Here is an 18,966-nt window from a genome sequence, read left to right as displayed (position 1 = left end):
GGGTCCTAAGGTCTTTCACCCACTTATGAGCAAGCTCATGTGGGCTTAGACCTTTTGACCCTGGTATCATATTATATCAATTATATCACAGGAATTCATACTTTCCAGTTCTTTATGATCTTATATCCGCCGATTAACAGCGTAGGAAGCAGATAGAAGAGGATAAAGCCATAGGAGAGGAGAGAATAGCCTTTCTCGATCAGGGTAACAACACCGATCCTTGATAAGATCAGGGCAGCGATCAGGGTAATGACAGTGATGATTCCGCGCTTCCTGTCAGAAAGCTTCTCTGATCCCTTTTCAACCAGTGCTACATCAAAACGGTCAATGATCATATGGATACAGCCTGTTGCGGTTTCCACAAGAGTCCAGCCCATAACAATACTGAACAGAGTGATCAGGACAGGACCGCCGTTGATGGCAAGGATCATTTCCATCCAGGGGGTTGTTACGTCAGCACCGACAATGGAGGGATCTCCATAGAAGCACATCATTGCGAAGTAAGACAGGAACCACGGGATTACCATCAGAAGACCTGCGATGATACCGGAAATGAAGGTTTCCTTTCTTTTGGTCTGTCTGGTCAGGGAGAACATACCCATGGGAATGGCATTGATGTTATAGGCAACATACAGGATGCCGGTGCCGATACAGAGAGGAACCGTTACGGAACCATCATAGGAGCTGGTATCCATGGTGCTGAAAACATGGGAAATGTTACTGCCCTTGTTTATCAGAACAAGAACTGTGAACAGGATATAGCCACCATAGAGAAGGATCGTACCGATGGACTCAAATTTCTCGATTACCTTGGAGCCTTTGAAATTCAGAAGACCACAGATCAGGACGATCACAACAGAGCCAAGGATATTAGGCAGTCCGGCCTGCTCAAAGATACTGCCGGTAGCGGCGGCCATTACGGCGATCAGCAGGATAGCGATCAGAACGGTCAGTATATCCATGACGGGCCATAAGGGACCGATCACCTTTTTGATATAGTTTTTGTAATCATAAACCTTATAGATACGGCAGATCTCAAAGGTAAGGAAAGCAAACAGGGCAAAACCGATACCGATCGTCAGACCGGAGATCCAGCCAAGGGCACCGAATTTGGCACCGTAGGAATAAATTTCACGTCCAGTAGCATAGCCGCCGCCGATTAGAACGGATTGAAGAAGAACACCGGGCAGAATATATTTTGCATAGGTGCCTTCATAGAAGTGCTTGAAGTTTTTCATGATAGTGTTCGCTCACTTTCTTTTGTTATTTATAAAATGAATTATAGAGGATACCAGGAAAACTTGCCAATAGAAATATCACATATTATAATAAGTAAAACTTATTATGTCAGAGGCAGAAACCTAAGCCCCAAAGCTGACTCATGGGGGTTTAGAATGATAGACTCTGACAGTATAAAAAGGGGAAATTATGAATCTGAAACAGATGGAATATTTTGTGGCGGTAGCAGAACAGCTTAATTTTACCAGAGCAGCCAGACAGTGCTTTGTTTCACAGACAGCCATGACATTGCAGATACAGTCATTGGAAGAAAAGGTGGGAGTACCTTTATTTGTCAGGGATAAGCACCACGTGGAGCTGACAGCAGCAGGAAAGGTTTATCTGAAGGAAGCCAGGGTTATCCTGATCAGGGCAGAGGAAGCTGCCAAGCTGGCAAGGACAGCAGCAGAGGGAGTATACGGGGAGCTTACCATAGGATTTATCCGTGGTTATGAGCAGAGCCGGTTCTCAGAGACTCTGCGGAGCTTCCGGGAAGCCTATCCGCATATTTCTATCCATCTTGTCCGGGAAAATATGACAACCTTATACAAGCTGTTGGAGGACGGTACCTGCGATGTGGTGTTTAACCTCTCCCAGTTCACCCAGAGCTTTGAAGATCTGGAGCATCGTTTCCTGAAAAGGTATCCAATGATGGCAGTTCTGTATCCAGGACATATCCTTTCAGGAGAAAATCATCTGCAGTACAGGGATCTTGCCAGGGAGGATTTTATCATCATGCAGCCAAAAGGGCGGTCCAATGACGAAGCGGAGGAGGTTTTGATCTGCTATAACAGAGGCGGGTTTATTCCTAATATAATACTCCGTGAGCAGGAGGTGCAGACAGTACTTCTTGAGGTGTCGGCAGGGTTTGGAATAGCGATCCTGCCGGAATATGCTGTCCGTTATTACAGAAATGCCAGGAATCTGGTGATCGTACCGCTTGTGCGGGAGGATGGCAGCGCAGAGCAGCTGGATCTGGAGATTGGCTGGAAGCGTGAAAATAAAAATCCGGCGATCGAAAAGCTGCTTGCGTGGATGAAAACTCACGAATATACAGAATGATGTCATATCAAAATTATTTTTCCGGGCAAATGTGAAAAAAGATCAAAAGAAATATTACAAAAAACAGGTTGCAAAAAACGCAATACCGTATTAGAATAAAAAACGCAAAGAATCTTAACATGAAATTAACATATGTGGAGAACCATCGGAATGGAATATACAAGAGAAGCAGTCATTGACAGACTGCTGAGGAGCTATAGCTCCTGCTATAATATTCATCTGATCGAAGATGACCAGGTACCAATCACAGCACGCTGTGATTTTTTTGAGCACTCAGGGAAATATGTGATATCAAAAAAGGCAGAACTTTGGTCTGCTGATAATGAAGAATTCCTATATCTTGTCAATATTCCCCATCTGACAATGGAGCTTTATCAGAAATGGAGAGATTATATCCATGAAGATGGCATGAACCGCATTCATGTCGGACCGGGACACATGGCCTCTTATATCACCCCGGTTTTTATCTGTGATACCTGTGAGGAAGAGGCAAGAAAGGCATTGAAGAAGTGCCGCATTTACAAAAGTTTTCATTTTTCGCTGCATGGCTGGGCAGATCATCATACCGCGCTGATAGAGCTGTCAACAGGACAGATTGACGCAAATGCAGGCGGCAGACAGACAGCGAAAATTTTGAAAAAAGTACTATATTCAAAAAAATCGAAGGGAGATAGGTAATATGAATTCATTAGTACTTCTGATCATCTGCGTTGCCATTCTGGTGCTGGGATATATCTTCTACGGCGGCTGGCTGTGCAAACAGTGGGGCGTAGGTGAAGGAAACAATGAGACACCGGCTCATACCATGGAAGATGGTGTTGACTATGTACCGGCGAAAGCACCGGTTCTGATGGGACATCACTTTTCATCTATTGCAGGTGCCGGCCCTATCACAGGACCAATTGGTGCAGCTATGTTTGGATGGCTGCCTGTAACACTCTGGATTCTTATAGGAGGTATTTTCTTTGGTGGTGTACATGACTTTGGTGCACTTTTCGCATCTGTCCGCAACAAAGGCATGTCTATCGGAGAGATTATTTCCGCAAATATGAGCAAGCGTGCAAAGAGGCTGTTCATCATCTTCTCTTATCTGACGCTGATCCTTGTTGTAGCTGCTTTCGCATCTATTGTAGCATCTACATTCGGAGCAACCTTTGATGAGAGCGGAGCAGTAGATATGGTTAAGTCTGAAACACCTGCATCTGTAGCCATGATTTCTTTACTGTTCATCGTTATTGCCATTGTATTTGGCTTCTGCGTATACCGCAGAAATATGCCTATGGGTATTGCATCCGTAGTTGGCGTACTTGCTATCATTGGTATTATGGCGGTCGGTATGAACTTCCATCCCATCTATCTGTCTACAAAGACATGGATGTGGATCGTTGGTCTTTACATTGCAATCGCTTCTGTAACACCGGTATGGATCCTGCTTCAGCCCCGTGACTACTTAAGTTCATTCCTGCTTTATGCAATGCTTGCGGTAGCAATCTTTGCTGTTGTTGTGGGACATCCTACCTTTGATGCAAGCTTCCCGGCATTTGGAGGATTTGCAGTAGACAATGGAAATGGTACGCAGTACTTATTCCCTGTACTGTTTACAACAGTTGCCTGCGGTGCAATCTCCGGTTTCCATTCACTGGTTTCTTCAGGAACAACATCCAAGCAGCTGGATAAGGAAAAGGATGCCAAACCCATTGCTTATGGTGGTATGCTTCTTGAGTGCGTGCTTGCAGTCCTGACTCTTTGTGCAATCGGATATGCATACAAGTGGAATGCAGCTAACCCGGACAATGCCCTGGTTGGTGCAACAGCAATCTTCGGTGGCGGTATCGCTCATATGGTAGATGATGTGATCCCCGGAAGCTATGCAATCCTGAATTCCTTACTGGTATTAACCTATTCTGCATTCTGTCTGACATCACTGGATACAGCAACACGTCTTGCACGTTTCATGTTCCAGGAGTTCTGGCTTGAGCCCGGTCAGACAACAAAGGATGTAAAGGAAGGCTGGAAGAAGGTAATGGTTAACCCTTACTTCGCAACGATCCTTACTGTAGTTCTTGGTATTCTTCTTGGTATGACAGGCTATGCAAAGATCTGGGGTCTGTTTGGTGCTGCTAACCAGCTCCTTGCAGGTATCGGACTTCTTGCAGTTGCAACATGGCTTGGTAATGCAGGAAAGAACAATAAGATGTTCCTGATCCCTATGGCATTCATGATCGTAGTAACGATCAGCTCACTGGCTCTGACTGTAAAGAACCAGATCGGAATTATTTCCGCAGGCGGTGCTGACTGGGGGCCTTATGCACAGACAATTCTTGGTATTCTGCTGATCGTGCTGGCTGTAGTCCTTGTCATTGAGGGTGTACAGACTCTGAAGAATCAGAAGGCAAAGAAAGCCGCATAAGAAAACTGAATTTAGCTGATATCAGAGGGCAGGACAGCCGGCAGGCTGTTCTGTCCTTTTTTACCCGGTCCTTTTACAATGGTGAAAATATGTACGAAGTGGCAATTACATATTGAAAAAATGCAGGTAACATATTTATAATAGGAATATCTACCTGCAAAGCAGGGAATGAGCGAAAGAGGAGAGAGCACGGAAATGAAATTACTTGAGGAACGTATCCGTAGGGATGGAACAGTAAAGGCGGGCAATGTATTAAAGGTAGATTCTTTTCTGAATCACCAGATGGACATTGACCTGTTTAATGAAATGGGAAAAGAGTGGGCACGTTTGTTTGCAGACCGTCCGATCACAAAGATCCTGACAGTGGAGGCATCCGGTATCGGTATTGCCTGTGTGGCTGCCCAGCATTTTCATGTACCGGTGGTATTTGCCAAGAAAACACAGTCTCTGAATATTGACGGAGAGGTGTATACCACAAAGATAGAGTCATTTACCCATAAGAGAGTATATGATGTGATCGTTTCCAAAAAATTTCTGAGCCCGGAGGATCATGTCCTCATCATTGATGATTTTCTTGCTAACGGCTGTGCACTGGAGGGGCTGATCGAGATCGTACAGAAGGCAGGTGCCACAGTAGAAGGAATCGGTATTGCTGTAGAGAAAGGCTTCCAGAAGGGCGGAGACCTGATCCGAAGCAAAGGTGTCAGACTGGAGTCACTGGCAATCGTAGAGAGCATGGATGCAGAGACAGGTGAGATCACCTTTCGCTAAAATATAACAAATTTTGAACCTTCTCTTGACAAGGGCAGTTACAGATGATTATACTGACTATTGTTGAGAAAAGACGGACATTGGGGTTGTATGGAAAGTCATACTGCCCTTTTTACGTCAGGTATGCAAACACCCTAAGAGGGAAAACAGGAGGAGAATTATGAAAAAGAAAGTCGTAAGTTTACTTACAGCTATGGCTTTGACAGTTGTTGCACTGACTGGATGTGGTTCTGCCGCAGCAGATACAACTGACACCGCAGCAGAAGCAGCAGAAGGCACAGAGGAGACGGCTGACGCTGAAGCAGCAGACACAGAGACAGCTGATGCAGACACAGAGGCAGCTGAGGGCGCAGATATGTCCAGCGTAAAGGCAGGTTTTATTTTCCTGCATGATGAAAACTCTACCTATGATCTTAACTTCTTAAACGCAGCAAAGGCAGCTTGTGAAAAGCTTGGCGTTGAATGTGTAACAAAGACAAACATCCCGGAAGGACAGGAGTGCTACGAAGCAGCATGTGAACTGGCAGATGCCGGATGCAATTTCATTTTTGCAGACAGCTTTGGACATGAGGATTATATCATTGAAGCAGCTAAGGAATATCCTGATATCCAGTTCAGCCATGCAACAGGAACCAAGGCACATACAGAGAATCTTTCCAATTATCATAATGCATTTGCATCCATTTATGATGGACGTTATCTTGCAGGTATTGCTGCAGGTATGAAGCTGAATGAGATGATCGATAATGGTGATATCACAGCAGACCAGGCTAAGATCGGTTATGTTGGAGCATATACTTATGCAGAAGTTATCTCCGGTTATACATCTTTCTTCCTTGGCGCACGTTCTGTATGCCCTACAGCAACCATGGAAGTAACCTTTACAGGTTCCTGGTATGATGAGACAGCAGAGAAGGAAGGCGCTAACAAGCTGATCGAGGACGGATGCGTACTGATCAGCCAGCATGCAGACTCCATGGGAGCTCCTACTGCATGTGAAACAGCTGGTGTACCTGATGTTTCCTACAATGGAAGCACAGCAAGTGCATGTCCTAACACATTCCTTGTATCCTCCAGAGTAAACTGGGAGCCTTACTTCGAATATGCTATGACCTGTGTTGCCAATGGAACTGCTATTGACACTGACTGGTGTGGAAATCTTGAGACCGGTTCCGTAGAGCTGTCTGAGCTTGGAAGCTGTGCAGCAGAAGGCACTCAGGAAGCTATTGATGCAGCTAAGGCAGATATCATTGCAGGTAATTTACATGTATTTGATATCTCTACATTTACTGTAGAGGGCAAGACACTGGACAGCTATGAAGCAGATGTTGATACAGATGCTGATTATACACCTGATCATGAAGTAGTAGTTGATGGATATTTCCATGAATCTGGAGAAGGATTCCGTTCAGCACCTTACTTCAATGTTCAGATCGATGGAATCACCCTTCTGGATACAGCATTCTAACAGGGCCATTTGATTGACTTTTGAATGATTCAGAGGGCGGCGCAGCGAATTTCGCCGTGCCGCCCTTTTTCTATTGTCATACAGTGTGTGATAATAGAAAAAGGGCGGAAAATGACGCAAAAGACTCGAAAGGGGATAGAAGATGGAAACCAAAACAGCCGCAGTGTCAATGAAAAATATTACCAAGACATTTGGCCCGGTAATAGCCAATGATAAGGTGAACCTGGATATTTACAAGGGAGAGATCTTATCATTACTTGGAGAGAATGGAAGTGGAAAGACAACTCTGATGAATATGCTTTCTGGAATTTACTTTCCGGATGAGGGACAGATATTTATCAATGGAAGGGAAGTAGTGATCAAATCCCCGAAGGATGCGCTGAAGCTTGGAATTGGTATGGTACATCAGCATTTTAAGCTGATCGATGTGCTGTCGGCGACAGAAAATATCATTCTCGGACTGCCCGGCAAGCTGAATATCAAGGAAGCTTCCAAAAAAATTGAAGATATCTGTAATAAATATGGATTTGAGGTAGATCCGGGTCAGAAGATCTATGATATGTCTGTTTCCCAGAAGCAGACAGTAGAGATTGTCAAGGTACTTTATCGTGGGGTAGATATCCTGATCCTGGATGAGCCGACTGCGGTTCTGACTCCACAGGAAACAGAGAAGCTGTTCCATGTTCTTCGTAAGATGAGGGATGACGGTAAGGCGATCGTTATTATCACCCATAAGATGCATGAGGTGGAATCCCTTTCTGACAGAGTGGCAGTATTGCGGAATGGACAGTATATAGGCAGTATGATGACCAAAGATACCAATGTGACAGAAATGACCAATATGATGGTTGGACATGCAGTTACTCTGAATATTGAAAGACCGGATCCGGTGGATCCAAGGCCGCGTATAGAAGTGGAAGGTCTTACCATACGGAATGAGGATGGGATACTGAAGCTGAAGGATGTTTCCTTCACCGCAAACAGTGGAGAGATCCTTGGTATTGCAGGTATTTCCGGATGTGGACAGAAGGAACTGCTGGAAGCGATCGCAGGTCTTCAGGTAACAGAGTCTGGCAGGATCAGCTATGTGGAGGAAGACGGCACGAAGGAAGAGCTGATCGGTATGGATCCGAGGAAGATCGCAGAAAAGGGAGTATCTCTTTCCTTTGTACCGGAAGACCGCCTTGGCATGGGACTTGTTGGAAATATGGATCTGACAGATAATATGATGCTCCGTTCCTTCAGAAGGGGACACAGCCCGTTTACCAACAGAAAATCACCGAGGAAGCTGGCAGAGGATGTAGTAGAAAGTCTGGAGGTAGTAACACCAGGTATTACAACTCCGGTCAGAAGGCTTTCAGGTGGAAATGTACAGAAGGTACTGGTTGGACGTGAAATTGCATCAGCACCGACGGTACTCCTTACTGCTTATGCTGTGAGAGGGCTTGATATTAACTCTTCCTATACAATCTATGATCTGATCAATGAGCAGAAAAAGAAAGGTGTAGCCGTTATTTTTGTTGGAGAGGATCTGGATGTACTCCTTGAGCTTTCAGATAAGATCCTTGTGCTTTGCGGCGGTGAAGTGAGTGGTATTGTAGATGCCAGAAATACAGATAAAAATGAGGTTGGTATGCTGATGACCAGAGTAGGAGGCAGGAAAGATCATGAATGAAAAAAAGAAAGAACCGCTTTTTCATATAGTGAAAAGAAGTGCGCTTCCCTGGTACCAGGCACTTCTGATCCGTATCGCAGCTATTATACTGGCATTGATCCTGTGCGCTGTTATTACAACGATAACGACAGGGATTAATCCGATCCAGGTGTATGAATCTATTTTTGCAGGGGCATTTGGCAGTGTAAGAAAGACTTGGGTCACTCTGCAGAATATTTCCATTCTTCTTCTGATTTCGCTGGCACTGACACCGGCATTTAAAATGAAGTTCTGGAACATAGGAGGAGAAGGACAGGTGCTTGTCGGTGGTCTTGCAGCTGCAGCGTGCATGATCTGTCTGGATGATAAAATGCCGGGTGGACTTGTGATTTTATGTATGGTGCTTGCCAGTATCGCGGCTGGTGCTGTGTGGGGATTGATCCCGGCCTTCTTTAAGGCTAAGTGGAATACCAATGAAACACTTTCCACGCTGATGATGAACTACATTGCCACACAGCTGGTAGCCTTCTTTACAATCGTATGGGAGGTGCCAAAGGGCTCCGGAAAGATCGGTATTATCAATCAGGATACCAATCTCGGATGGCTGCCACAGGCATTTGGATCCAAATATCTGCTGAGCATTATTGTAGCAGCTCTTGTTACTTTATTTATGTATGTTTATCTGAACTTCAGTAAACAGGGATATGAGATCTCTGTTGTAGGTGAGAGTGAAAATACAGCCAAATATGTAGGAATCAAGGTAGAAAAGGTTATTATCCGTACCATGCTGTTATCCGGTGCGGTCTGCGGACTGGTAGGACTTTTATTAGTTGGCGGGATCAATCATACTGTGACAACTACGATCGCAGGCGGACAGGGCTTTACAGGTGTCCTGGTATCCTGGATGTCCAAATTTAATCCGCTTACTATGGTATTTTCCAGCTTTCTGATTATTTTTATGGACAGAGGTGCCAGTGAGATTTCTACAAATTTCGGACTGAATCATTCCTATGCGGATATTCTGACTGGTATCATTCTGTTCTTTATTATCGGATGTGAATTCTTTATCACTTACAGACTGCAGTTCCGTAAGAAAGCAGAAAAGGAGGAACAGTAATCATGTGGAATTTTTTACTTGCCTTTATACCAAGAGCAATCGTCCAGGGAATCCCACTTCTCTATGGAAGTACCGGAGAGATCATCACAGAAAAGTCAGGTAACCTGAATCTGGGTATTCCAGGAGTTATGTATGTGGGTGCGATCAGTGGTGTTATTGGATCCTTCTTTTATGAAAGATCTGCAGGAAGTGCGGCAGCCATGAATCCGGTGCTGGCAATCCTGATTCCCATGCTTTGTTGTCTGATCGGGTCCATGCTGATGGGTCTGTTATATTGCTTCCTGACAGTAACTCTGCGGGCAAACCAGAACGTGACAGGTCTTGCCATGACAACCTTTGGTGTCGGTTTTGGAAACTTCTTCGGGGGTTCCCTGATCAAGCTGGTTGCAAGTGATGTTCCGTCTATTGCCCTTTCAGCGACCAGCAGTTATTTCAGCAAGTCCCTTCCGTTTGCAGGAAAGCTTGGCTGGTTTGGAAAGCTGTTTTTATCCTATGGATTTTTGGCATATCTTGCAGTTATCATTGCAGTAGCGGCGTCCTATTTCCTGAATCATACCCGTGCAGGACTGCACCTGCGGGCAGTGGGAGAGGGACCAAATACAGCAGATGCGGCAGGAATTAGTGTAACAAGGTATAAATATCTGGCAACCATAGCGGGCTGTATGATCGCAGGTCTTGGTGGTCTGTATTATGTCATGGATTATGCCTGCGGCGTTTGGTCAAACGATGCCTTTGGTGATAGAGGATGGCTTGCTATCGCTCTTGTTATATTCACCATATGGCGTCCTAACGTCAGCATATTTGCTTCCTTCCTGTTCGGTGGTCTTTATATCCTGTATCTGTATATACCGACAGGAATGGATCATATGGAGTATCAGGAACTATATAAAATGATCCCTTATGTGGTAACCCTGGTGGTACTGGTAGTGACCAGTATCAGGAGTAAGCGTGAAAGTCAGCCGCCGGCAAGTCTTGGACTGGCGTACTTCAGAGAAGAAAGATGATCAAAGAAAGCAGGAAAGGAAAAAAGGATGAATGAGATAAAAAAGCCTAAGAAACCATTGATTTTTTATTACACGCTTGTACTGGTAATCATAATTCTAATTAATTCCCTTCTGGTTCCCTGGATGGCAAAAATGCAGATCAAGGAAGTAGATTACGGCACTTTCATGACCATGACCGATAATAAAGAGATCGGAAAGGTAGAGATCCAGAGTAACCAGATCCTGTTTACCAATAAGGATGAATCTGTTATTTACAAAACCGGAGTGATCGAAGATCCGGGACTGGTGGAAAGACTGCACGATTCAGGAGCAGAATTTGCCAGTGAGATCGTAGAACAGACATCACCGTTACTTTCATTCCTGCTGACATGGATCCTGCCGCTTGTGATTTTCTTTGCCATAGGTGAATTCCTGAGCAGGAAGATGATGGACAAGGCAGGAGGCGGAGCCGGTTCCATGATGTTTGGTATGGGTAAGTCCAACGCGAAGGTCTATGTACAGTCATCAGAAGGAATTAAATTTAATGACGTGGCAGGAGAGGATGAAGCCAAGGAGAATCTGACTGAGATCGTAGAATATCTTCATAATCCTGAGAAATATAAGGAGATCGGAGCCTCCATGCCAAAGGGTATCCTGCTTGTAGGTCCTCCCGGAACCGGTAAGACCATGCTTGCCAAGGCAGTAGCAGGAGAAGCAAGCGTTCCATTTTTCTCTATTTCCGGTTCTGAGTTTGTTGAGATGTTTGTCGGTATGGGAGCAGCCAAGGTAAGGGATCTGTTTAATCAGGCCAAGGAAAAGGCGCCCTGTATCGTGTTTATTGATGAGATTGATGCCATTGGCAAGAAGCGTGATGGAAGCATGGGCGGCAATGATGAAAGAGAGCAGACTCTGAACCAGCTTCTGACGGAGATGGATGGTTTTGAAGGGAATAACGGTGTCATCATCCTGGCAGCAACCAACAGACCGGAATCTCTTGATCCGGCGCTGACAAGACCGGGACGTTTTGACAGACGTGTACCCGTTGAGCTTCCTGATCTTAAGGGAAGAGAAGAGATCCTTAAGGTACATGCAAAAAAGATCCGTATTGCGGAGGACATTGACTTTAACAAGGTGGCAAGGATGGCATCCGGAGCCTCTGGAGCAGAGCTTGCCAATATCGTAAATGAAGCGGCACTCCGTGCCATCAGGGATAACAGAAAGTATGCAACCCAGTCAGACCTTGAGGAAAGCATAGAGGTTGTTATCGCCGGTTACCAGAAGAAGAATGCGATCCTGACAGACAAGGAAAAATGGACAGTAGCCTACCATGAGATCGGACATGCCATGGTTGCAGCCCTGCAGACCCATTCCGCACCGGTACAGAAGATCACGATCATCCCAAGAACCTCCGGAGCCCTTGGCTATACCATGCAGGTAGAAGAGGGCAATCATTATCTGATGACAAAGGAAGAGCTGGAGAATAAGATCGCTACATTGACTGGTGGACGTGCGGCAGAGGAAGTAGTTTATAACAGTATATCCACAGGCGCTTCCAATGATATTGAGCAGGCAACCAAGCTGGCAAGAGGCATGGTTACCCGTTATGGCATGACAGATGACTTTGACATGGTTGCACTGGAGACAGTAACGAACCAGTATCTGGGCGGAGATGCTTCCCTTGCCTGCTCACCACAGACACAGGCTCTGATCGATGAAAAGGTGGTAAGCCTTGTGAAGACACAGCATGAAAAGGCAATTTCAATGCTGAAGAATAACAGGGAAAAACTGGATGAGCTTGCAAAATTCCTTTATGAAAAGGAAACAATCACAGGAGAGGAATTTATGGAGATCCTGAATAAGGAGCAGCAGTGATATGCAGAGGGTACTGCGTTTTGAAGAGGCCTATAAGGCAGAAAGCATCATAGACAATATGGCACTGCAGAAGGGTGTGCTGAAGGATTATCTGGAAAAGCGCAGAACAGCCGCCTTTGAATCCTATATAAATTTTAATCTGTGCAGCTTTGATTTTTATGATGTAGACAGTACTCTGGTAGATACCGCCAGAGTACTTCTGTATCTTGACAGGGAGGATCTGATCATTTTCTGTGAGGATGAAAGAACCTGTCAGAGCATGAAAAAACTTCTGCCAGAGCAGGAAGCAGACAAGGAAATGGCACTTCGTGGATTTTTCACAGCACTTCTGGAAAACGATATGGATTTTATCGACAGCTGGGAGAATTCCATTACTGAGGCTGAGGATCAGGCTCTTGCAGGGGATACGAAGGATTATCTTGGAAAGATCATAGAGTACAGGAAGGAGCTCCTCCGGCTGAAGCGGTATTATACGCAGCTGCAGGCAATTTTTGACGGACTTCTGGATAATGAAAACGGACTTCTTTCAGGAGAAGCACTGAGGCATCTGGGCATCATAGACAGTCGTATTGACCGCTGCTACAGAGGCGTTCTGAACCTCAGGGATTATGTGACACAGATGAGAGAGGCATATCAGTCACAGATCGATATCGAACAGAATTCCCTGATGAAATTTTTTACCCTGATCACGGCAATTTTCCTGCCGCTTACCCTGATGGTAGGCTGGTATGGCATGAATTTCAGAAACATGCCGGAGCTTGCCAGCAGATATAGATATCCGGTATTTATCGTGGTCAGTATATTGGTCAGTATCTTCCTGATCCGGTATTTTAAAAAGAAGAAATGGCTGTAAGATGATATCATCTTACAGCCATATTTCGTATTCGTTTTGGTCTGAGTCATTCTTACTTCACATCATTTTTGCTTTCCTTACCAGCAGCATAGGTAAGGGCGTTCTCCAAAGTGGTTTCAGCAATTGCTTCCATGGCCTCTCTTGTGAAAAAGCCCTGATGGGAGGTGATCATAACGTTCGGGAAGGAGAGCAGCCTGGCCGTGGTAGAGTGTTCAAGAATCTCATCTGAGCGGTCTTCAAAGACATTTTTTGTTTCTTCCTCATATACATCCAGTCCAACACCGGCAAACTTATGCATACGAATGCCTTCGATCAGATCATCCGTTTTGACAAGGGCACCTCTTGAGGTGTTGACAAGGATCACACCATCCATCATTTTTTTGATCGTTTCAATATTGATAAGATGATAGGTGTCATCCGTCAGAGGACAGTGAAGGGAGATCAGATTGCTCCCTGAGAGCACCTCATCCAGTGAAACATATGTTACAAAATCCTTTAAGTCCGGGTTCTGATACATGTCATAGGCAAGAACCTTCATGCCAAAACCATTGCAGATCCGGCACATGGCAGCACCAATTTTTCCGGTACCAATGATACCGGCGGTCTTTCCATGGAAGTTAAAACCCATCAGACCGGCAAGACTGAAATCATTTTCCCTTACCTTGTTATAGGCTTTGTAGAGTCTTCTGTTGCAGGCAAGAGCCAGAGCCATGGCGTGTTCGGCAACAGCCTCCGGGGAGTAATTGGGTACACGCATGATGCGGATGCCAAGCTCCGTGGCCTTTGCAGAATCTACATTATTAAATCCGGCGCAGCGCATCAGTACAAGTGAAACACCCTTGCTGTGCAGGATCTCAAGAGTCTGTTCACCTACGTTTGAGCTGACAAAAGCGCATACAGCATCAAAACCCTCTGCAAGGGAAGCAGTACGTGGATCGAGGTCATATTTGATATATTCAATTTCAATTTCCGGGAACCTGGAAAGAGCAGCATCAAAGGACTCTTTATCATAACTCTTGGTATCATAAAATAAAATTTTCATGGTAAAACCTCCTTCTATCATTGTTACCATTTTGAAACGGGTTCATGCGCCTGTTATCTTGCTTTCATGATCATTATTATAGCATATGTTAAAAAATTAACAATATGTTTTAGAAAAATTTTAGAATTGCGGTTACAGAAAGAATCAGATACAATACAGAGGAAACTATAAATATAGAATCGAGTGAACGGATCGTGAACAGGCAGGAAGCAGAACAGTATTTATATTATGCCATGAATATCGGAGAACTTCTTCTGGAAAACGGAGCAGAAGTGGGACGGGTAGAGGATACCGTAAGGAGGATCTGTCTGGCAGGTGGAGCAGAGCGGGCAGATGTATTTTCTATTACCTCCAACATGAGCGCCTCTATTTATGGGAAGGAGTTTGGGAGCTGTACCCAGACAAGACGGGTGGTGAACACCGTTAATGATTTTCACAAGCTGGAGGAGCTGAACTGTTTATCCAGAAAAATATGTGAAGATGGAATGACCTTTGGCGAAATAGAACGGGAAATCGAGAGGATACAGAAGGAGCAGGGGTATTCATTCTGGTGGCTTGTGCTCGATTATGCATTGATATCCGGAAGCTTCTGCGTTTTCTTTGGAGGTAATGCAAGGGACATGGTGATCTCGGCACTGATCGGTGTGCTTCTTAAATTTCTGATGACCTTTATGCAGAAAACGGCAGCCAACCACCTTTTTAATGCGCTGATCTGCTCAGTGGCAGGAGGATTTCTTGCTAATCTTGCTGTATTTGCATCGGTGGCGGATCATGCTGACAGAATCAGTATTGGTAATATCATGCTGCTTATTCCGGGTATTGCCTTTACCAATTCTCTGAGGGACATGTTCTCTGGGGATACGATCACAGGACTGATCCGGTTTATGGAATCGATCCTGCTTGCTGTGATCATTGCATTCGGATTTAACATTGCGGGATTTTATTTTCGTTGAGGATATAAGGAGAAAAGAACATGAAGGAGATCATACAGCTTCTGATGGCAGGGGCAGGATCACTGGGGTTTGCAATTTTATATAATATACGCGGAAAAAAGCTCTGGGTGATAGCTGCCGGGGGAATTGCTGCCTGGGGCGTTTATCTTGCAACACAGCAGCTTACCGGAAATGACTATGCCAGCAGCTTTACAGCCTGTGTAGTACTGACCTTATATGCAGAAGTAATGGCTATTATATTCAGGACACCGGTAACTGTATTCCTGGTATCGGTTGCGATCCCGCTGATACCAGGAGCGCCCCTGTACCGGGCCATGAACAGCCTTATGCATGGCAGTGTGGAGGACTTTGCCAGGGAGGGAATCTATGCCTTTTTATTTGCAGCATCCATGGCGGCAGGAATTACACTGACGACGCTGGTATTCCGTACCATGCGGGCAAAGCGTTACCACAGAAGACATCTGTAACTGCCAGCGCATGAAAAAGCCACCACAGCTGTACGTACTGGTGCTGCGGCGGCCTTTGTTTTTACAGCTCTCCACGATATTTTTCTTCACAGTATTTACAGCGGTAAATCTCCCGTTCTTCATCTGCGAGGACAAAGATGTGGGGGAGTCCCTGCTCAATGGAGGTGATACATCTCGGGTTTTTGCAGTGGATGACATTTTTGATCTCTTTTGGAAGCTCCAGTACCTTTTTATCAACGATCTCTCCATCCTTGATCACATTCACAGTGATGTTGTGATCGATAAAGGCAAGGACATCCAGATCCAGCATATTGATGTCACATTCTACCTTCAGGATATCCTTTTTTCCCATCTTATTGCTTTTTGCGTTCTTGATGATAGCAACAGTACAGTCCAGCTTGTCCAGCTGCAGATGATGATAAATGGCAAGGCTTTTTCCTGCCTTGATATGATCAAGAACAAATCCTTCTTCAATTTTTCCTACATTTAACATAATAATCGTACCTCCCTTTATAATGAAGCGGTGTCAATACCAAGAAGCGTCAGGATCAGTGCCATTCTCACATAGACACCATACTGTACCTGCCTGAAATAGGCAGCTCTCGGATCATCGTCTACTTCAACGGAGATCTCGTTTACTCTCGGAAGTGGGTGAAGAACGATCATGTCAGGCTTTGCCAGCTTCATTTTGGCCTCATCCAGTATATAGAAATCCTTCAGACGGACATAATCCTCTTCATTGAAGAAACGCTCCTTCTGTACTCGTGTCATATACAGCAGATCCAGATCACCCATGACATCCTCAAGACGGATCTTTTCCTCGTAAGGAATGTTCTTTTCCTTCAGCATATCTGTGATGTAATCCGGGATACGGAGCTCCTCCGGAGATATGAAGAGAAAACGGATGCCGGAATATCTGACAAGGGCATTGATCAGGGAATGTACGGTACGTCCAAATTTCAGGTCACCGCAAAGACCAATGGTGAAATCAGACAGGCGTCCCTTCAGGGAACGGATCGTCATCAGGTCAGTCAGTGTCTGGGTTGGATGCTGATGACCGCCATCACCGGCATTGATCACCGGGATAGAAGAGTGGCTGGCAGCAACCATGGGTGCTCCCTCCTTGGGATGGCGCATGGCACAGATATCCGCAAAGCAGGAGATCACGCGGATCGTATCGGAAACACTTTCACCCTTAGAGGCAGAAGAGGAACCGGCATCGGAAAATCCGATCACACTGCCGCCAAGGTTCAACATGGCAGATTCAAAGCTTAAACGGGTTCTGGTGCTTGGCTCGTAGAAACAGGTGGCAAGCTTTTTGCCATCACAGGCATGGGCATACTTTTCCCGGTTTTTTTCGATATCACTGGCAAGAACAAAAAGCTGATCCAGCTCTTCTACCGTGAAATCAAGAGGATTCATTAAATGTCTCATAACAGAGAACTCCTTCCAAAATAAAATTTTGATCCACAGGAAAGCTTCAGAAAATATTTCCTGTGCTGACATAGAAAATCGAAGAGCTTTACCGCTCTTCGATTTTATTTTTATTATTTAAATGTTAACAGATCAGCAACTGCTTTTCTTCTTGGTGCAACAGGCTCTTCATCAGGAATTCCAACAGGAATCAGAACAGCCACCTCCTGGTTTTCAGGAAGCTCTAATAAAGAAGCAGCCTTTGCTTCATCAAAGATACCCATGATAACGGATCCCAGTCCCTTTTCATATGCGGCAAGACAAAATGCTTCAGAGGCAACCCCCGCATCAAACATCTGCCAGCTGTCCTTTCTGTCTGTGGAATAAGAGCCATCTCTTTCGAAACCACTTCTTCCCTTGATAAAGGAAAGACAGATCAGCATGGGAGCATTTTTGATGATCTCACCATTGTGGGGATAAGCATCTGTGCATTCATCAGCGATCTTATCCTTCAGGGCACCTTCTACAGCAACATATCTTGCGATCTGGGAATGCTTCCAGCTCGGTGCATAAGAAGCAGCTTCAATAATTTCGTTTACTACCTCATGGTCAACGGGAGTGTCCTTGAATTTGCGGATACTTCTGCGGCCCATGATACATTCTTTTGCAGTCATGATAACCCTCCTTTTTGCCTATTTTTCCTATCATAGCACAAGAATAAATTTCTTTCAAGAATACTTTGCATTCTAAGAAGGGATATTGTACAATAGCCTTATTACAGAGGAAAAGAGAGGGAGAGGCTTATGGCTACAGAACTGAAAGAGAAGAAAAGATGGCTGTTTTTCGGGCTTCCTTTTACATTTACCACATATACAGTCAAGGAGAATGTACTGACAGTAAACAGTGGATTTCTGAAGAAGGTTGAGAGTGACTGTTACATGTACAAGATTCAGGATGTGGAGCTTGTAAGTACACTGTTTGAAAGAATGTTCGGACTTGGTACGGTGATCTGCTATACAGGAGATACGACAGATCCCAAGCTTCCTCTGACCCATATTAAGAATGCAAGGACAGTGAAGGATTTTATCCTGGAGATGTCAGAGGCAGCCAGATTAAAGCGCAGGACAGTGAACACACTGAATATCGGGGCAGATGTGACAGATCTTGACGGAGATGGGATTCCGGATTAAGTAAGAGCGGTATGACTTGTCATACCGCTTTTTTTGAGAGAAGCTTTTCAAAGAGCAGGCCGGAAAGGAACCAGTTGGGGAAATAATCCAGCCGGATCACGTTTTTGATGCGCCAGCGGCAGTTTTCATAGCTCCATGGACAGATTCCCTTTCTTGTAAGGAACTGGCCGGAGAGAAATTCGCCGGTGAAGATACACAGGGCATAAATACTTCCCCGGACAGAAACAGGAAGTCTTCGGAGGAGGACAAACAGTGGCTTTAAAAGGACAGCACTCCCATAGATCGGGAACATCCAGAGAGAGGTTGTTCCTTTCAGGGAAAGCTCACGTCTTCTTAAGGAGCCGAGAGCAGTATATACTATTTCAAGGCACCAGCCGGTCATACCGCAGGTGAGAAAGTCTTTGAACCATTTTTTCATCATAAGGTAAGTATG

General features: G+C 45.0%; 19 protein-coding genes. 13 read left to right on the top strand and 6 right to left on the bottom strand.

Features of this window, described 5'->3' with window-relative positions:
* Nucleotides 1-95 precede the first annotated feature (95 nt).
* Nucleotides 96-1,238, bottom strand: a complete 1,143-nt coding sequence (locus tag OCV77_RS14525) for a YkvI family membrane protein (RefSeq protein ID WP_262575721.1) — start codon at nt 1,236-1,238, stop codon at nt 96-98.
* Nucleotides 1,239-1,428: 190 nt separating this feature from the next.
* Here OCV77_RS14525 and OCV77_RS14520 point away from each other — a divergent pair, with 190 nt between their 5' ends.
* The 10 genes from OCV77_RS14520 to OCV77_RS14475 all read left to right on the top strand — a co-directional run bounded on the left by OCV77_RS14520 (nt 1,429) and on the right by OCV77_RS14475 (nt 13,468).
* Complete coding sequence (locus OCV77_RS14520) at nt 1,429-2,340, top strand: LysR family transcriptional regulator (protein WP_262575720.1); 912 nt, start codon at nt 1,429-1,431, stop codon at nt 2,338-2,340.
* A 150-nt stretch (nt 2,341-2,490) separates the two neighbouring features.
* A complete protein-coding gene (locus tag OCV77_RS14515) occupies nt 2,491-3,018 on the top strand; it encodes a DUF8052 family protein (RefSeq protein ID WP_118799135.1) in 528 nt (175 codons plus the stop codon).
* A gap of 1 nt (nt 3,019) precedes the next feature.
* Complete coding sequence (locus OCV77_RS14510; RefSeq protein WP_118799136.1) at nt 3,020-4,750, top strand: carbon starvation CstA family protein; 1,731 nt, start codon at nt 3,020-3,022, stop codon at nt 4,748-4,750.
* 195 nt (nt 4,751-4,945) lie between these two features.
* Complete coding sequence (locus tag OCV77_RS14505) at nt 4,946-5,521, top strand: xanthine phosphoribosyltransferase (protein ID WP_262575718.1); 576 nt, start codon at nt 4,946-4,948, stop codon at nt 5,519-5,521.
* A 160-nt stretch (nt 5,522-5,681) separates the two neighbouring features.
* The gene (locus tag OCV77_RS14500) at nt 5,682-6,989 is read left to right on the top strand and encodes a BMP family ABC transporter substrate-binding protein (RefSeq protein ID WP_262575717.1); all 1,308 of its coding nucleotides are present in this window, start codon (nt 5,682-5,684) and stop codon (nt 6,987-6,989) included.
* Nucleotides 6,990-7,131: 142 nt separating this feature from the next.
* Nucleotides 7,132-8,664 (top strand): ABC transporter ATP-binding protein, encoded by a 1,533-nt coding sequence (locus OCV77_RS14495; RefSeq protein ID WP_262575715.1) that lies wholly within the window; start codon nt 7,132-7,134, stop codon nt 8,662-8,664.
* The gene (locus OCV77_RS14490) at nt 8,657-9,760 is read left to right on the top strand and encodes an ABC transporter permease (protein ID WP_118799140.1); all 1,104 of its coding nucleotides are present in this window, start codon (nt 8,657-8,659) and stop codon (nt 9,758-9,760) included. Before OCV77_RS14495 ends, OCV77_RS14490 begins: the two co-directional genes overlap by 8 nt.
* A gap of 2 nt (nt 9,761-9,762) precedes the next feature.
* Nucleotides 9,763-10,764 carry an ABC transporter permease gene (locus tag OCV77_RS14485; protein ID WP_118799141.1) on the top strand — a complete coding sequence of 334 codons (1,002 nt, stop codon included), beginning with the start codon at nt 9,763-9,765 and terminating at the stop codon, nt 10,762-10,764.
* Between the two features lie 27 nt (nt 10,765-10,791).
* Complete coding sequence (gene ftsH / locus OCV77_RS14480; protein WP_262575714.1) at nt 10,792-12,615, top strand: ATP-dependent zinc metalloprotease FtsH; 1,824 nt, start codon at nt 10,792-10,794, stop codon at nt 12,613-12,615.
* Between the two features lies 1 nt (nt 12,616).
* Nucleotides 12,617-13,468, top strand: coding sequence for a magnesium transporter CorA family protein (locus tag OCV77_RS14475; RefSeq protein ID WP_262575712.1), 852 nt, complete (start codon nt 12,617-12,619; stop codon nt 13,466-13,468).
* A 52-nt stretch (nt 13,469-13,520) separates the two neighbouring features.
* Here OCV77_RS14475 and OCV77_RS14470 read toward each other — a convergent pair whose 3' ends face one another.
* A complete protein-coding gene (locus tag OCV77_RS14470; protein WP_262575710.1) occupies nt 13,521-14,510 on the bottom strand; it encodes a 2-hydroxyacid dehydrogenase in 990 nt (329 codons plus the stop codon).
* A 194-nt stretch (nt 14,511-14,704) separates the two neighbouring features.
* Between OCV77_RS14470 and OCV77_RS14465 the strand changes: the two genes are divergently transcribed.
* Nucleotides 14,705-15,463 (top strand): threonine/serine exporter family protein, encoded by a 759-nt coding sequence (locus OCV77_RS14465; RefSeq protein ID WP_262575709.1) that lies wholly within the window; start codon nt 14,705-14,707, stop codon nt 15,461-15,463.
* Nucleotides 15,464-15,483: 20 nt separating this feature from the next.
* Nucleotides 15,484-15,930 carry a threonine/serine exporter family protein gene (locus OCV77_RS14460; RefSeq protein WP_262575708.1) on the top strand — a complete coding sequence of 149 codons (447 nt, stop codon included), beginning with the start codon at nt 15,484-15,486 and terminating at the stop codon, nt 15,928-15,930.
* Between the two features lie 61 nt (nt 15,931-15,991).
* On the opposite strand, the gene OCV77_RS14455 is transcribed toward OCV77_RS14460, so the two are convergent.
* The 3 genes from OCV77_RS14455 to OCV77_RS14445 all read right to left on the bottom strand — a co-directional run bounded on the left by OCV77_RS14455 (nt 15,992) and on the right by OCV77_RS14445 (nt 18,017).
* On the bottom strand, nt 15,992-16,423 hold the full coding sequence (locus OCV77_RS14455; RefSeq protein ID WP_118799147.1) for an aspartate carbamoyltransferase regulatory subunit: 432 nt from the start codon (nt 16,421-16,423) through the stop codon (nt 15,992-15,994).
* 17 nt (nt 16,424-16,440) lie between these two features.
* Nucleotides 16,441-17,364 (bottom strand): aspartate carbamoyltransferase, encoded by a 924-nt coding sequence (gene pyrB, locus OCV77_RS14450; RefSeq protein WP_262575707.1) that lies wholly within the window; start codon nt 17,362-17,364, stop codon nt 16,441-16,443.
* 113 nt (nt 17,365-17,477) lie between these two features.
* Complete coding sequence (locus tag OCV77_RS14445; RefSeq protein ID WP_118799149.1) at nt 17,478-18,017, bottom strand: nitroreductase family protein; 540 nt, start codon at nt 18,015-18,017, stop codon at nt 17,478-17,480.
* A gap of 129 nt (nt 18,018-18,146) precedes the next feature.
* On the opposite strand from OCV77_RS14445, the gene OCV77_RS14440 reads away from it, so the two are divergent.
* A complete protein-coding gene (locus tag OCV77_RS14440) occupies nt 18,147-18,533 on the top strand; it encodes a PH domain-containing protein (RefSeq protein ID WP_262575706.1) in 387 nt (128 codons plus the stop codon).
* Between the two features lie 19 nt (nt 18,534-18,552).
* Here OCV77_RS14440 and OCV77_RS14435 read toward each other — a convergent pair whose 3' ends face one another.
* Nucleotides 18,553-18,954, bottom strand: coding sequence for a putative ABC transporter permease (locus tag OCV77_RS14435; protein ID WP_317246644.1), 402 nt, complete (start codon nt 18,952-18,954; stop codon nt 18,553-18,555).
* Nucleotides 18,955-18,966: the final 12 nt, after the last annotated feature.

Source organism: Suilimivivens aceti, assembly GCF_025567405.1.
Lineage (GTDB): Bacteria > Bacillota > Clostridia > Lachnospirales > Lachnospiraceae > Suilimivivens > Suilimivivens aceti.
This window is presented reverse-complemented; position numbering and strand designations above follow the sequence as displayed.